Raw genomic sequence first — 14,824 nt, 5'->3', positions numbered from 1 at the left:
CATGCCGACGGACGGCGGTGAGCCGGAGCAGGTGCTCGTGGATGCGCTTGCGCTGCGCGATATTCGGCCGCATCCGCAGTTCTGGATCGGCGTGTCGCCACCGTGAGAGCCCTCTCGATGAAGAAGTCGGATGCGAGGCGAGGGATTAGCTGTGGATGTCGGCTCCTTGGAGGTGAAGGGCGGCGCGGACTCGATCGAGAATGAGGTGTGGGTGCTGGTGGAGGAGGGTGGCGCTGACTCTGATTACCTTCCAGCCCAGGGAATCCAGGATTGCCAGGCGATCGATGTCCTTCGTGCGCTGGGCTGGGTCGGTCCAGTGCTGGGCTCCGTCGTATTCGACTGCGACGCGCCAATCCTTCCAACCCATATCGAGGCGCGCCACGAAGCCCCCGTACTCATCGCGCACCACCAGTTGTATAGCGGGAGCGGGCAATCCGTCATCGACGAGAAGGAGTCGGGTGAGCGACTCCGGTGGCGATTCGGCTCCGCCGTCCACCAGCGGAATGATCGCCGCCAATCGCCGGATTCCGCGCAACCCGGGATGCCGGCGGGCCACCGCGGCGATATCGCCGGAATCGGTCCCGGTGGCGGCACAGAGCGCATCGAGGATCGGTACCGCCCGATCGCGTGGCAGCCGCCGCCCGATGTCGAACGCGGTCCGTGCCGGAGTCGTCACCCGGAATCCTTCGACCGCACAGCATTCCGACGGTTCGATAGCGTCCCGCACCACGCGGATGCCCCGTGGCCCGCGGCGGTGTCCGGCCCTTGCCAGTTCAGCGGGCTCGTCATCGTCGAGCCATCGGGTTCCGTGCAATGCGGCAGCAGACAGCCCCACGAGCACACCCTCGCCCTTCGCCCAGTGCGCTGCGGCCCGGGCCCGCCCCGCAGCACTGAGCACACACCCCTTCCGCAGATACACATCTGGAAAGACCCGGACGAATTCGTCCCGCAGCGCCCACGAGGAAACCAGCCCCGCCGCCACCGCCCATGACCCTGGAAAAGGGTCCTCCTCCAAAACCCCCATGCCCCAACTAATACGCCAGCCTGCGCAGAGAATGGCTCTCCACAGCCGCCCCTGTGGATAACTTCGGGATCGAGAATTCGGCGGGTTCGGGCTAACTGGGTTGGGCGATGACCAGGAGGACGTGGGCGGGCTCGTCGTCGACGAGGTGCCAGCGGTCGCGCATGGTGGAGGGGAAGTTCACGAAGTCGCGGGGGCCCAGGCGGATTTTGCCCGCGCCGACGAGTTCGACGTCCAGGTGGCCGGAGACGACGTAGACGCCGGTGACTCCCGTCGATTCGAACCAGCCGCCGATGAATTGGCCTGGCTCCACCAGGTATTCGATGACCTCCAGCGGGCTGTTGGGGCGCATGTGCAGGGCACGGCCCACGGCGGCGTCCGCGCGATCGGCCACCGGGAGGCGCAGGCCCTCGTCGGCGCGGACCACCGTGACGCGGTCCGTCACCGGGGCGGGCAGCAAATCGCCGGGGGTGACATCGAGGGCGGAGGCCAGGCGATAGGTGGTGATCATCGAGGGTGCGCTGACGCCGCGTTCGATCTGGCTGAGGAAGGGCTGGCTGATGCCCGCGCGCTTGGCGAGTTCTCGCATAGACAGTCCGGACTTCTCACGCAGGTCGCGGACCACGCCGCCGACCAGCTTGGCCAGGCCCGGCTCGTCCGGTTCGCGAGTTGCCTCCGGTATCTCGTTCACACAGGCCAGTGTGCCCGATCGCGGTTACGGGACGCGCGCGGGCATTTACATGTTCGTGACGCGGGTGAACGTTATGGCCACACAAATAGGCCAATCTGACTGCTGTCACTTATCACCCCTGCTTTACTCGGAGCGTGCCCGTTGTCGGTCCTCGAAGGCGATCCGCCTGCCACCACCACCCGTCTGGTCGAACAGCGCGGCATCGATCACATCCCGGAAGTCGAGCGCACCGGTACGGTCCGGCAGCTCGGGCTCATGTGGAGTGGAGTCATTCTCAATGTGCAGGTGGTGGTGTACGGCACCCTGCTCGTCGCCATCGGCCTGAATGTGTGGCAGGCGCTGGCGGCGGTCGCCATCGGCACCGCCACCTGGGCACTCGCCGGATTGGCGAGCCTGCCGGGCCCGGCGGCGGGCACCACCACCTTCGCGGTCAGCCGAGCGGCTTTCGGCCGGAACGGCATGCGGCCCATCGCTTTCTGCAATTGGCTACAGCAGATCGGATACGAGGTACTGGATCTGGTGATCCTGGTGCTGGCGGGCTCGGCACTGCTGGACATGGCCGGCGTGCACGTCTCCGACAGCACGAAAGTCGTATTGCTGGTGGCATTCTCGGTCGCACAGAGCCTGCTGCCGAGTCTCGGCCACGCCGCCATCACCCGGGTGCTGAATATGCTGGTGATCCCGTTCGCGGCGCTGTTCCTCATCATGGCCTGGCTCACCGCCGACAAGCTCAATATCACCGTCGGGCACCCCGCCGGTTGGTCGGCCTTCCTCGGCGGAGTCGCCCTGGCCGCCAGCGCCAGCGGGCTCGGCTGGACGCCCAATGCCACCGACTTCTCGCGCTATCTGCCGACCGCCACCCCGCGCCGGAGGGTGGTGGCCGCGGTGACCATCGGCGGCGCGGTACCGCAGGCGCTGCTCATGCTGCTGGGTGTCGGGGTGGCAATGCTCACCGAGCAGGCGTCCGATCCGATCAGCGGGCTGCCGAGCGTGTACCCGGGGTGGTTCCTGGCGCCGTATCTGATTCTGGTTATCGCGCAGATGATCTCGTTGAACGCCATCGATCTGTACTCGTCCGGGGTCACCCTGCAGGCCATCGGACTACGCATCGGGCGCTGGCAGGCGGTGGTGCTGGATGGGGTGATCTGCGCAGCCGTCGGGGCGATCGTGGTGTTCTCCTCGGACTTCAATACCTTCGTCAGCAACTTCCTGCTGTTCATGATCGTCTGGTTCGCACCCTGGTCGGCGATCTTCGTCGTCGACTACTTCTTCCGCCGTGGCCGCTACGACCTGGATTCGCTCGGTGAATCGGGTGGCCGCTATGTGCGGCGCGGCGGGCTGCATCTGCCGGGTGTACTGGCCCAGATCGCGGGCATGGTCGCGGCGCTGTGCTGCATAAATACCTCGGTGTTCGCCGGACCCATTGCAAACCTTTGCGGCGGTGCGGATTTGAGCGTTCCGGCCGGGCTGCTGGTCGGCGGGCTCGCGTACTACCTGACCGCTCGCCGCGGCGTCATTGCCGAATCCCAGTTCAGTCCAGCCGTTTCCACGCACTGAAGAGGAAGGAAGACTCGTGGAATTCCACGTACCGATCATCGACATCACGCCCTATGTGAGTGGCGGGGACGCGAGCGCTCGTCGCGAGGTGGCGCGGCAGCTCGACGAGGCCGCTCGCACAGTCGGTTTCATGCAGATCACCGGACATGCGGTGCCGCAGCCGGTGATCGACGGATTCGCCGCCGCGCTGGACGCCTTCTTCGCGCTCGATCTGGATTCGAAGAAGCAATACCGCACACCACCGGCGATCAATCGGGGCTATTCACCGCCCAAGAGTGAAAGCCTGAGCTTGAGTCTCGGCGTGGAATCGGCGACCCGGATGAACGACTTCTTCGAGGCCTTCAATATCGGGGCCTCGACCGCTGACTATCCAGGGCTGGAACTGCCAGCCGATGACTACGCGGAAAACCTGTGGCCGCAGCAGGTTCCGCAGTTCCAGGCGCCGGTGCAGGCGTATTTCGCGGAGGCCGCACGGGTCGCCCGCACCCTGACCCTCGCCTTCGCGGACGCGCTCGAACTGCCGGCGGGCTACTTCGGGGACTACACCGATCATTCCCTCGATGTGCTGCGGATGAACAACTACGCGCTGCCGCCGGGCACGATCGATCTCGACGGCGATCTCACCGGCATGGGTGAGCACACCGACTACGGCATAGTCACCGTGCTGTGGGCCGATCAGGCGCCGGGTCTTCAGGTGCTCGGCGCGGACGGCAGTTGGCACGATGTCCAGCCCGCAGACGGCGCGCTACTGGTGAATCTCGGTGATTTGATGGCCCGGTGGACCAATGAGCGCTGGCTCTCCACCCTGCACCGGGTGAAGCCGCCCATTGTGGACGGCGCCATCCAGCGGCGTCGCAGCGCCGCCTACTTCCACGACGGCAATATCGACGCTCTCATCGAAACGCTGCCCTCGTGTGTCGGCGACGGCAGCAAGTACGAGCCGGTGACGGTCGCAGATCATATACGCGCCAAACTCGCGGGTTCCCGTGCCGGACAACCCAATACCAAGGCGACACGCGAAGCCGCCCGCGTCCTCGCGGCGGCCGAGCAGTCCGGAGATCGCGCATGAGCATTCCCTTCCGTGAGCTGCCGAAGGTCAGCCTGCACTGCCATCTCACCGGTTCGGTGCTGCCCGAGACCGTGGCCGCACTGGCCCGCAAGCACGGGGTGCCGATGCCGGGCGGGCGAACGGCGCAGGACCTGTACGACATCGACAGCCATGTCGATCTCGATGAATTCCTCCGGGTGTACGACATGGTCGGGCAGGTCGTCCGTGATGCCGACGACTTCCGCCGCATCACCTACGAGTCCCTGACCGAGCTGGGCTCGAAACACGGTGTGCTGTATCGCGAAATCTTCGTCAGCCCGCCCGCGCACCCTGGCGCCGACTATCGGGTTCTGCTCGACGGTGTGCGCGCCGGAATGCGAGAGGCGGAGCAGGACACCGGAATCGGCAGCCGCATCATTGTGGCCATCAATCGCGAGGACACCCCGGCGGCCGCCGTAGAACTGGTGCGCCAGGTGATCGAATACCACTGTGATGAGGTGGTCGGCATCGGCCTGGATTACGCCGAAGTCCACGGTCCGCCGGAGCTTTTCCATGAGGCGTACCGACTGGCCGGTAAAGCGGGCCTGAATCGCACCGCCCACTCGGAATCCGGGCCGACTCCGAATATCGAAATCCTCCTCGATGTCCTCGGCTGCACCCGGGTCGACCACGGCTATCACGTTGTCGACAGCCCGCGCATCACCGACCGTTGCCGAGCGGAGGGCATCGTCTTCACCTGCACCCCGGTGAGTTCCGATATCGGGCGCTACTCCGGCAGCGGCAATGGCAAACACGAAAAGATCGCGGCCATGGTCGAGGCCGGCCTCCGAGTCACCATCGATTCCGACGACCCGCCGATGTTCGGCACCAACCCCACCAACGACTTCGAAGTCCTGCACCGCACCCTGGGATACGACACCGACCAACTGCTGACCTTCACTCTCAATGCGGTCGAAGGCTGTTGGCTGGATGATTCCGACAAATCCGCACTGCGTACCCGGGTGCAACGGCAGCTCACCCGCACCTGACCATGCAGAACAGGCGTATACCGGCCAATAGCGGGGGCATTGCACAAGCACCCGACATCGGTTCACGGGTGATGAAATCGCGTGTTGGAGTTGTGGTTACGTTCTCGTCATTTGAGGGGAATAGGGTGCTCTGAAATCGCATTAGCGGTAGAGGAGCGGGGTTATGCTGGAAGCGCTTCCGAGTAAGAGGCAGGTTTTGCTGGCCTGTCGGGGGACGAGTTATCCGGGGCATCCGGTACTTAGCGCGGCGCATGAGTTGACCGAGCTGCATGGGCGGCGGATGGCGGCGGCACCGGAGGTTTGTGCCGAACTCGATAGTCTGCGAAACGATTTGGTGCACACTATTGATTGCTGGGTGACCTCGCGCCTACCACCGTCGCACGGTGCGGCGCGCGTGCATACCGAGACACTCGGCGCAGTAATCGATCGGCTGGCGCAGTTGACAGCGCATGCCTATGCTGCTCTCGCGCATTCCTCGGGTCGGGAATTGACCGTCGCTTGGGAAAGTCTTGCCGAATTGGCTATCGGCTATGAGGATTTGGCGTCCGAGGTGTGTACCGGACGCCGCCGGCTGCCCGGCGGTCACTGAACTGCCGGGTTGCCATTGAATCAGCTCGGGGGCCGGTGTTGTGCGTACCAGTCCAGTAGTGAGGGGTCGTCCACCGCTGTGCGCGCCACCACGCGGGACAGGTCCGCGCCCTGGAAGAGTTTCTTCAAGGGCACCTCGAGTTTCTTACCGGTACGGGTGTGCGGAATGCCTGGGGCGGAGATGATTTCGTCGGGGACGTGGCGCGGTGAGACCTCGGCGCGGATGGCGCTGTTGATGCGCTGCTTCACCTCGTCGGTGAGCTCCAGGCCGGGCGCGGGCACGATGAACAGCGGCATCCAGTAGCGGCCCTCGGGAAGTTCTACGCCGAGTACCAGGGCCTCGGCGACTTCGGGAAGGGCCTCCACGGCCTGGTAGATATCGGCGCTGCCCATGCGGATACCGTGCCGGTTCAGCGTGGAATCGGAGCGGCCGTGCACGGTGATGCTGCCGTGGTCGTTGATGGTGATCCAGTCGCCGTGCCGCCAGACGCCGGGGAACATATCGAAATACGCGTCGTGGTAACGGGATCCGTCCGGATCGTCCCAGAAGCTGACGGGCATGGAGGGCATGGGTTTGGTGATGACCAGTTCGCCCACCTCACCGCGGACGGGGTGGCCGGTCTCGTCCCAGGAGTCCAGCGCCACACCGAGATAGGGGGCGGAGAGTTCGCCGGGCCAGACAGGGACGGTGCGGACACCACCGATGAAGGCCGAGACCACATCCGTACCGCCGCTGATGGAGGCGACCGGAATGTGCTCACCCACATTGTCGCGCAACCAGAGTGACGACGACGGGGGCAGCGAAGAGCCGGTGATGCCGATCAGTCGCAGCGCCGACAGATCATGATCGCGCCGCGGTACGACATCCGCCTTGATGCAGGCGAGCACATAGCCGGGGCTGGTGCCGACCACCGTGGCCCCGACACGAGCGGCGATGGCCCACAGCGCATCCGGAGTCGGCGCGGACGGGCTGCCGTCGTAGGTGACAATGGTCGCGCCGGTCAGCAGGCCCGCGACCTGGAAGTTCCACATCATCCAGCTGGGACTGGTGTACCAGAGGAAGGTGTCGTCACGGCCGATATCGGATTGCAGGCCAACGGATTTGAGATGCTCCAGGAGCACTCCCCCGTGTCCGTGCACAATGCCCTTGGGCTTGCCGGTGGTACCGGAGGAGTACAGCACCCAGAGTGGGTGCTCGAAATCGACAGGAACGGTTGGTATTTCGGTCGCGTGCTCGACGGGTTGCAAGCTGTCCCAGGCGATGACATCCGGCAGCGACCCGCCCAGACGGGAAACCAGCACCGTCGCGACCAGGCTCGGAAGTCCGGCCCGCAGCGCCTCGATATCGGCGGTCTTATCGTGCACCTTGCCGCCGAAACGGTAGCCGTCGGCGGTGACCAGGACCTTCGGCGCCAATTGGCCCAGGCGATCGAGGGCGGCCTGCGCGGAATAGTCCTGACCACAGGCACTCCAGACGGCGCCGAGGCTCGCGGTGGCCAGGAAGGCGATCACGGTCTGCGGAATGTTCGGGAGATATCCGGCGACCCGATCACCGGGGCCGACGCCCAACCCACGCAGGGTATCCGCGAAAGCCACTGTGGTACCGATGAGTTCGGCCCAGGAGATCTCGTCGATGCTGCCGTCCTCGTCGATGCCGAGGATGGCGGGCCGGTCGGTGCGGGCGTGGCGGGCGATCTGGTCCACATAGTTCAGTTGGACGGCCGGAAACCACTTCGTGCCGGGCATCTCGGTCGAGTAGAGCACCCCACCGGACCGCTCGCCCAGGTCGAAATAGTCCCAGAGCGCACCCCAGAAGCTTGCCAGATTGTCCACGGACCACTGCCAGAGCGACTGGTAGTCCGGTACGGACTCCCCTGTGCGCTTGGCCACGAATTCCGCGAAATCGGTGATCCGCGCCCCGGCGATATCCGCCTCGGTCGGCACCCACTGTGGTTCCACCGCACTACCTCCTACGACGCGAATCCGGTGCTGCCGGCGATCTGCGCCCGCGTCACGATCCGCTCGGCATGCCGGATGACCGGCATATCCACCATCCGGCCCTCGAAGGTGAAGACACCCCGATGGTTCGGCACCTCCGCCAAAAGTCTTTGCGCCCAGTCGACTTCCTTCGCCACCGGAGCATAGGCCCGCCGGATCACCGGCACCTGACTCGGATGGATGGCCACCTTGGCGTCGAAGCCGATGGATACCGCATCCAGCGATTCTTCCGCCAGGCCTTCGAGATCGGCGATATTCAGGAATACCGAATCGAGCGCGAACTTGCCGTACGCCTTGGCCGCCAGCAGTGATTGCGACCGCACATGCAGCGCCACATCGCGATAACCGCCGTGGGCGTGCCTGCTCGAATTGCCGCCGAGCGCCGCCACCAGATCCTCCGCGCCCCACATGACGCCGATGGCATTGCGCACCATGACCGCCCGACCGACCGCCATGGCGCCGAGCGGTGATTCGATGAGCGCGATCACCTCATAGTCGGCCATCCGCGTAATCTGTTCGGCAGATTCACATTTCGGCAGCATGAGCCGCCGGTATTCGGTACGCAGCAGCGCGTCCAGATCGAGCATGTGCTCGACGGTGCCCGCCGCGTTCACCCGGATCACGGTCTTCTCCGGATCCTGCGGATTGGCGATGAGCGCCGCGCGGGCGGCAGGCTTATCAGCCTCCGCCACACCGTCTTCCAGATCGATGATCACCACATCGGCTGCGACAGCGGCCTTTTCGAAGCGCTCCGGTCGATCGGCGGGACAGAACAGCCACGCCGGACCGGGCATATCCCAGCTCATGCCTGCCCCGCATCCGAGCCGTCGGCGGGCCGCTTGCGCACCAGGGTCTTGCGGACGGCGGTCACCACCACATCCCCGTGCTGATTGCGGCCGGTGTGCGCGAATGTCACTATGCCCTCCCCCAGGCGGCTCTTGGATTCCCGGAGATCGGTGATCACCGTCTCCGCGTACAGCGTGTCACCGTGGAAAAGCGGTTTGGGAAAGGCGATTTCGGAGAAGCCGAGATTGCCCACGATGGTGCCCTGGGTCAGCTGCGCGACCGACAGCCCGACCAGCGTCGAGAGCGTGAACATGGAGTTCACCAGCCGCTGATGGAACGGCGCCTGCGTCTGCGCGAACGCCGCATCCAGATGCATGGCCTGGGTATTCATGGTGAGCGTCGTGAACAGCACATTGTCGGCTTCGGTAATGGTGCGGCCGGGCCGGTGCTCGTACACCACCCCGGTCTCGAACTCCTCGAACCAGAGGCCGCGCTGCACAACCCGCCGGACCTCCCGGGTAGCGGCCGCTTCCGGCACGGGCTCAGTGGTCACAGGCCCAATTCCCGCCCGATAAGCATCAACTGCACCTCCGTGGTGCCCTCGCCGATCTCCAGGATCTTGCTGTCGCGATAGTGCCGCGCCACAGCATATTCGTTCATGAAGCCATAACCACCGAAAATCTGGGTGGCGTCCCGAGCATTGTCCATGGCGGCCTCGCTGGCGACGAGTTTGGCGATCGAGGCCTGCTTCTTGAACGGTTTGCCGGAGAGCATGAGCGCCGCCGCGTCGTAGTAGGCGGTGCGGGCCATATGGGCGCGCACCTCCATGCGGGCGATCTTGAAGGCAATGGCCTGATTGCTGCCGATGGGACGGCCGAAGGCCTCGCGGTCCTTGGCGTACCGGACACTCTCGTCGACACAGCCCTGCGCCGCGCCGACCGAGAGGGCGGCGATGGCAATGCGGCCCTCGTCGAGAATGCGCAGGAAGTTGGCATAGCCGCGACCGCGTTCGCCGAGCAGGTTCTCACTCGGCACCCGCACATCGGTGAAGCTCAGCGGATGGGTGTCCGAGGCATTCCAGCCGACCTTGTTGTACGCGGGTTCGGCCACGAAACCGGGGGTGTCGGCGGGCACGATGATCGTCGAGATCTCCTTCTTGCCGTCGGCCTGCCCGGTCACGGCGGTGACGGTCACCAGGCGGGTGATATCGGTGCCGGAGTTGGTGATGAACTGCTTGCTGCCGTTGATGATCCAGCTGTCCCCGTCCTGCACGGCGGTGGTGCGGGTGCCGCCCGCATCGCTGCCGGCGCCGGGTTCGGTGAGACCGAAGGCGCCCAGGGCGCGCCCGCTCGCGAGCAGCGGCAGCCACTCCTGCTTCTGCTTGTCATTGCCGAAGCGGTAGATCGGCATGGCGCCCAGGGAGACTCCGGCCTCCAGGGTGATGGCCACGCTCTGATCGATCTTGCCGAGCTCCTCGAGAGCCAGGCACAGTGCGAAGTAATCCCCGCCCATACCGCCGAACTCCTCCGGGAACGGCAGGCCGAACAGGCCCATATCCGCCATGCCCGCGATCACCTCGTACGGGAAGCTGTGTTCGGCATCGTGTTTGGCGGCGACGGGGGCCACCACCTGATTGGCGAAGTCGCGGACGGTGAGCGCCAGTTCGCGGTACTCGTCCGGCAGGGTTCCGGTGGACAGGAAGTCGGTCATGACGCGTTGCTCTCCTGGGAATCAGCGGTGATGATGCGGGCCAGCAGCTGCTCGAGCTTGACCTGGGCGCCGGGTTCGACGAGTAGTTCGACACGACCCGCGATGGGTGCGGTGAGCGTGTGCTCCATTTTCATGGCCTCCACGATCACGATCGGGGTGCCGGCGGCGACCTCGGCGCCGGCGAGTGCGGGCACCGCGATGACGGAACCCGGCATGGGGCTGGTGATCTCGGCATCACCCACGTGTTCGCCGCCGCCGCGAGTATCGGCATCGGCGACCTCGCGGAGCTGTGCGACGCCGGTGGCGTCGGCGACCCACAGCTGACCGTCGGCGGCGGCGACACGGTAGCGGCCGCGCAGACCGGCCACGGTCATGGTCAAGCCGTCGGCATCGGCTTCGGCTGTGAGCGAGGACTTTTCACCGTCGTCCAGCCGGACCGCGCCCTGCTCCGGCGTTCCGGACAGCGCGACATGCACGGTGCGGTCACCGCCGATCAGCCGGAATACCGTGGCCACATGCTGTCCGACCCGCCAGCCGCTCGGTATCGTCCACGGATCGTTCGAGGCGCTCGGCCACCGGCGCAGCCACAGATCGGTTGCCGCGGCGATGAATTGCGCATCGGTGACCGGCGCGGGGACGAAGTCGACGGCGCGGCGGTCCAGTAGGCCGGTATCCAGCTGCCCGGCGCGCACGTCGCGATCGGCGAGCAGGAAGCGCAGGAAGTCGATATTGGCTCGCACGCCCAGGATCTGGGTATCGCGCAGCGCCGCATCCAGTTTCGTGATCGCGGCGGCGCGGTCCGGGGCGTAGGCGATGACCTTGGACAGCATCGGGTCGTAATCGGCGCCGACGACGGTTCCGGCCCGCAGGCCCGAATCGACCCGCACGCCTTTGCCTTCCGGCTCGGACAGCGCCAGCACGGTGCCGCCGGTCGGCAGGAAGCCGCGACCCGGGTCCTCGGCATAGACGCGAGCTTCGACAGCGTGCCCGGTGAGCTTGATGTCCTCCTGGCTGACCGCCAGCTTCTGCCCGGCGGCAATGCGGACCTGGCATTCCACCAGATCCACGCCGGTGACCAGCTCGGTCACCGGATGTTCCACCTGCAGCCGGGTATTCATCTCCATGAAGAAGAACTCATCGGGCGTATCGGCGGAGACGATGAATTCGACGGTGCCCGCGCCGACGTAATCGACACTGCGCGCGGTATTGCAGGCGGCCGCGCCGATCCGGGCGCGAGTCTTCGCGTCCAGCAGCGGCGAGGGCGCTTCCTCGATCACCTTCTGGTGCCGGCGCTGCAGGCTGCATTCGCGCTCGCCCAGGTGCAGCACCTGGCCGAATTCGTCGGCCAGGATCTGGACCTCGATATGCCTGGGGCGGTTGACGAATCGCTCCAGGAAGAGGGTGTCGTCGCCGAAGGCCGAGGCGGCCTCGCGGCGGGCGCTGGCCAGCGCCTCGGGGAGCAGGACCGGATCTTCCACCCGCCGCATGCCCTTACCGCCGCCGCCGGCGGACGGCTTGACCAGTACGGGATAGCCGATATCCGTTGCCGCCTCGATCAATTCGGCATCGGTGAGACCGGGCCGCGCGATACCGGGCACCACGGGGACACCGTAGGCCGCGACCGCGTTCTTGGCGGTGATCTTATCGCCCATGACCTCGATGGCCCGGGTCGGCGGGCCGAGGAAGACGATGCCCGCCTGCTCCAGTGCCGCGGCGAAGGCCGGATTCTCCGACAGGAAGCCGTATCCCGGGTGCACGGCCTGTGCGCCGGAGCGCTCGGCCGCATCGACGACCTTGGCGATATCCAGGTAGGACTCGCGGGCGGGGGCGGGTCCGAGGCGTACGGCGACATCCGCCTCGTGCACGTGGCGGGCATGCACATCGGCATCGCTGTACACAGCGACCGAGCGAATTCCCATGGCGCGCAGGGTGCGAATGACCCGCACGGCGATCTCACCGCGATTGGCGACCAGCACCGTATCGAAGGCGACGGGGTGTGCTTTGTTCATCATCTCGATCACATCCGGAAGACGCCGTAGGAGACCGGCTCCAGCGGCGCCTGCGCGCACGCCGAAAGAGCCAGTCCGACAACTGTTCTGGTATCGGCGGGGTCGATGACGCCATCGTCCCAGAGCCGGGCCGTCGAGTAGTAGGGATTGCCCTGCGCCTCGTACTGGTCGCGAATGGGGGCCTTGAAGGCCTCCTGATCCTCGGGCGACCAGGGCTTGCCGGTGCTGTCGAGCTGATCGCCGCGCACCGTCGCCAGGACGGAGGCGGCCTGCTCGCCGCCCATGACGGAGATGCGGGCATTGGGCCACATCCACAGGAAGCGCGGCGAATACGCGCGCCCGCACATGGAGTAGTTGCCCGCGCCGTAGGAGCCGCCGATGACCACGGTCAGCTTGGGCACCCGGGCGCAGGCCACGGCGGTGACCATTTTCGCGCCGTGCTTGGCGATACCGCCCGCCTCGTAGTCGCGGCCGACCATGAAGCCGGTGATGTTCTGCAGGAACAGCAGCGGGATCTTGCGCTTGTCGCACAGTTCGATGAAATGTGCGCCCTTCATGGCGGATTCGCTGAACAGCACGCCATTATTGGCCACGATGCCGACCGGGTGGCCGTGGATGTGCGCGAAGCCGGTGACCAGGGTGCGGCCGTATTCGGCCTTGAACTCACTGAATTCGCCGCCGTCGACCATGCGGGTGATGACATCGCGCACGTCGTAGGGCGTCCGAAGGTCAACGGGCACAATGTCGTACAGCTCGTCCTGGTCGGCGATGGGATCCACCGCCGACCGGACCTCCCACGGGGTCGGCGTCTTCGGGCCGAGCGTGGCGATGATATTGCGCACGATGCGCAGGGCGTCCTCATCGTTCTCGGCCAGGTGATCGACCACACCCGAAGTGCGCGCGTGCAATTCGCCGCCGCCCAGATCCTCGGCGGTGACCACCTCGCCGGTGGCGGCCTTCACCAGCGGCGGGCCGCCCAGGAAGATGGTGCCCTGATTACGGACGATGATCGTCTCATCGCTCATGGCGGGAACATAGGCGCCGCCGGCGGTGCAGGAGCCCATGACGGCGGAGATCTGCGCAATCCCCTTGGCGCTCATATTCGCTTGGTTGTAGAAGATGCGGCCGAAGTGCTCGCGATCGGGGAAGACCTCGTCCTGCTTGGGCAGGAAGGCGCCGCCGGAGTCGACCAGGTAGATGCACGGCAGATTGTTCTGCAGCGCCACCTCCTGCGCCCGCAGATGCTTCTTGACGGTCATCGGGTAGTAGGTGCCGCCCTTGACCGTGGCGTCATTGGCGATGATCACGCATTCGCGACCGGACACCCGGCCGATGCCGCCGATCACGCCCGCGCCCGGGCATTCGTCCCCGTACAGACCGGTGGCCGCCAAGGGCGACAGCTCCAGGAAGGGCGAGCCCGGATCGAGCAGTCGATCCACCCGCTGACGTGGCAGCAGCTTGCCGCGAGCCAGATGACGCTCGCGCGACTTCTCCGGCCCACCCAGCGCGCTCACCGCCAGACGGTCGCGCAGCTCCTCGACCAGCGCGCGGTGCGCGGCCCGATTGCCGGTGCGCACCTCCTCGGTGACCGTCATTCGCTCCGCCTCTCCGCGCGGGCCATCCGGCCCATTCGGTTAATCACCAATAACTGGAATTTAAGATAATCTGCACTAACCGAGTTGTCCAGGACCGAGAAGGGAGACCACGGTGACCAGCAGCGACACCGTCGCCCCGACGCGGCGTGAACAGCTCAAGGCGCAGCGCAGGCAGCAGTTGCTGGATGCGGGCGCGCGGCTCATCGCCGATCGCGGGTTCCTGGGGATGCGCCTGGACGACCTGGGTGCGGCCGCGGGCATCAGCGGCCCGGCGGTCTACCGCCACTTCCCCAATAAGGAAGCCCTTCTGGTCGAGCTCCTGGTCGGCATCAGTCAGCGCCTGCTCGACGGCGGCCGGGCGGTGGCAGCCCAGGCCCCCACCCCCGCCGAGGCGCTCGACGCGCTCATCGACTTCCACCTCGATTTCGCGCTCGGCGAGCCCGAACTCATCCGCATCCAGGACCGCGACCTGGAAAACCTCCCGGACTCGGCCCGCCGCCAAGTTCGCCGCACCCAGCGCCAATACGTAGAAGTCTGGGTAGCCGTACTCCGCGACCGCTACCCCGACCTCCCCGAGGCCACCGCCCGAGTCCAGGCCCACGCCACCTTCGGCCTGATCAACTCCACCCCCCACAGCGCCCCCGCCGCGACAGCCACCCGCGCCCGCCCGGTCCTGCGCCGCATGGCTTTAGCCGCCCTAGGCTGACCGACTTCCCCACCAGGCACGGCCACCCCGATCATCCGGCGCTGCCCCCTCGCCATCCGGCACTGCCCCCCTCGCCATCCAGCAGTG

13 protein-coding genes are annotated in these 14,824 nt (G+C 66.2%); 5 read left to right on the top strand and 8 right to left on the bottom strand.

Features of this window, described 5'->3' with window-relative positions:
• Window positions 1-145: 145 nt before the first annotated feature.
• Both ABZX86_RS37830 and ABZX86_RS37825 read right to left on the bottom strand, forming a co-directional pair.
• On the bottom strand, window positions 146-1,024 hold the full coding sequence (locus ABZX86_RS37830; RefSeq protein ID WP_355130882.1) for a DUF559 domain-containing protein: 879 nt from the start codon (window positions 1,022-1,024) through the stop codon (window positions 146-148).
• 91 nt (window positions 1,025-1,115) lie between these two features.
• On the bottom strand, window positions 1,116-1,712 hold the full coding sequence (locus ABZX86_RS37825; RefSeq protein WP_355130880.1) for an XRE family transcriptional regulator: 597 nt from the start codon (window positions 1,710-1,712) through the stop codon (window positions 1,116-1,118).
• A gap of 141 nt (window positions 1,713-1,853) precedes the next feature.
• On the opposite strand from ABZX86_RS37825, the gene ABZX86_RS37820 reads away from it, so the two are divergent.
• The 4 genes from ABZX86_RS37820 (at window position 1,854) to ABZX86_RS37805 (ending at window position 5,934) form a co-directional block, all read left to right on the top strand.
• Complete coding sequence (locus tag ABZX86_RS37820) at window positions 1,854-3,269, top strand: cytosine permease (protein WP_355130878.1); 1,416 nt, start codon at window positions 1,854-1,856, stop codon at window positions 3,267-3,269.
• 16 nt (window positions 3,270-3,285) lie between these two features.
• Window positions 3,286-4,338, top strand: coding sequence for a 2-oxoglutarate and iron-dependent oxygenase domain-containing protein (locus ABZX86_RS37815; RefSeq protein ID WP_355130876.1), 1,053 nt, complete (start codon window positions 3,286-3,288; stop codon window positions 4,336-4,338).
• Window positions 4,335-5,345 (top strand): adenosine deaminase, encoded by a 1,011-nt coding sequence (gene add, locus ABZX86_RS37810; protein ID WP_355130874.1) that lies wholly within the window; start codon window positions 4,335-4,337, stop codon window positions 5,343-5,345. The genes ABZX86_RS37815 and add overlap by 4 nt, the downstream gene beginning before the upstream one ends.
• A gap of 163 nt (window positions 5,346-5,508) precedes the next feature.
• Window positions 5,509-5,934, top strand: coding sequence for a DUF4254 domain-containing protein (locus ABZX86_RS37805; protein WP_355130872.1), 426 nt, complete (start codon window positions 5,509-5,511; stop codon window positions 5,932-5,934).
• Between the two features lie 20 nt (window positions 5,935-5,954).
• On the opposite strand, the gene ABZX86_RS37800 is transcribed toward ABZX86_RS37805, so the two are convergent.
• The 6 genes from ABZX86_RS37800 to ABZX86_RS37775 are packed head-to-tail and all read right to left on the bottom strand — an operon-like array spanning window position 5,955 to window position 14,031.
• A complete protein-coding gene (locus tag ABZX86_RS37800; RefSeq protein WP_355130870.1) occupies window positions 5,955-7,892 on the bottom strand; it encodes an acetoacetate--CoA ligase in 1,938 nt (645 codons plus the stop codon).
• 11 nt (window positions 7,893-7,903) lie between these two features.
• Window positions 7,904-8,737, bottom strand: coding sequence for a CoA ester lyase (locus tag ABZX86_RS37795; RefSeq protein WP_355130868.1), 834 nt, complete (start codon window positions 8,735-8,737; stop codon window positions 7,904-7,906).
• Window positions 8,734-9,270, bottom strand: a complete 537-nt coding sequence (locus ABZX86_RS37790; RefSeq protein ID WP_355130866.1) for a MaoC family dehydratase — start codon at window positions 9,268-9,270, stop codon at window positions 8,734-8,736. The genes ABZX86_RS37795 and ABZX86_RS37790 overlap by 4 nt, the downstream gene beginning before the upstream one ends.
• On the bottom strand, window positions 9,267-10,427 hold the full coding sequence (locus ABZX86_RS37785; RefSeq protein ID WP_327142304.1) for an acyl-CoA dehydrogenase family protein: 1,161 nt from the start codon (window positions 10,425-10,427) through the stop codon (window positions 9,267-9,269). Before ABZX86_RS37785 ends, ABZX86_RS37790 begins: the two co-directional genes overlap by 4 nt.
• On the bottom strand, window positions 10,424-12,439 hold the full coding sequence (locus tag ABZX86_RS37780) for an acetyl/propionyl/methylcrotonyl-CoA carboxylase subunit alpha (RefSeq protein WP_355130864.1): 2,016 nt from the start codon (window positions 12,437-12,439) through the stop codon (window positions 10,424-10,426). Before ABZX86_RS37780 ends, ABZX86_RS37785 begins: the two co-directional genes overlap by 4 nt.
• A gap of 5 nt (window positions 12,440-12,444) precedes the next feature.
• Window positions 12,445-14,031 carry a carboxyl transferase domain-containing protein gene (locus tag ABZX86_RS37775; RefSeq protein ID WP_355130862.1) on the bottom strand — a complete coding sequence of 529 codons (1,587 nt, stop codon included), beginning with the start codon at window positions 14,029-14,031 and terminating at the stop codon, window positions 12,445-12,447.
• A 112-nt stretch (window positions 14,032-14,143) separates the two neighbouring features.
• Here ABZX86_RS37775 and ABZX86_RS37770 point away from each other — a divergent pair, with 112 nt between their 5' ends.
• Complete coding sequence (locus tag ABZX86_RS37770; RefSeq protein WP_355130860.1) at window positions 14,144-14,737, top strand: TetR/AcrR family transcriptional regulator; 594 nt, start codon at window positions 14,144-14,146, stop codon at window positions 14,735-14,737.
• The last annotated feature ends 87 nt before the right edge of the window (window positions 14,738-14,824 follow it).

This window comes from Nocardia sp. NPDC006630 (assembly GCF_040611495.1).
GTDB lineage: Bacteria > Actinomycetota > Actinomycetes > Mycobacteriales > Mycobacteriaceae > Nocardia.
Note: the sequence above shows the minus strand (reverse complement) of the source record. Positions and strands in the feature narration are given on the sequence as shown.

What these genes read in the sequence shown, in the direction of transcription:
- add (WP_355130874.1), top strand. Translation starts at nt 4,335, where the DNA reads ATGAGCATTCCCTTCCGTGAGCTGCCGAAGGTCAGCCTGCACTGCCAT.
- ABZX86_RS37830 (WP_355130882.1), bottom strand. Translation starts at nt 1,024, where the DNA reads ATGGGGGTTTTGGAGGAGGACCCTTTTCCAGGGTCATGGGCGGTGGCG.
- ABZX86_RS37795 (WP_355130868.1), bottom strand. Translation starts at nt 8,737, where the DNA reads ATGAGCTGGGATATGCCCGGTCCGGCGTGGCTGTTCTGTCCCGCCGAT.
- ABZX86_RS37780 (WP_355130864.1), bottom strand. Translation starts at nt 12,439, where the DNA reads ATGATGAACAAAGCACACCCCGTCGCCTTCGATACGGTGCTGGTCGCC.
- ABZX86_RS37785 (WP_327142304.1), bottom strand. Translation starts at nt 10,427, where the DNA reads ATGACCGACTTCCTGTCCACCGGAACCCTGCCGGACGAGTACCGCGAA.
- ABZX86_RS37805 (WP_355130872.1), top strand. Translation starts at nt 5,509, where the DNA reads ATGCTGGAAGCGCTTCCGAGTAAGAGGCAGGTTTTGCTGGCCTGTCGG.
- ABZX86_RS37775 (WP_355130862.1), bottom strand. Translation starts at nt 14,031, where the DNA reads ATGACGGTCACCGAGGAGGTGCGCACCGGCAATCGGGCCGCGCACCGC.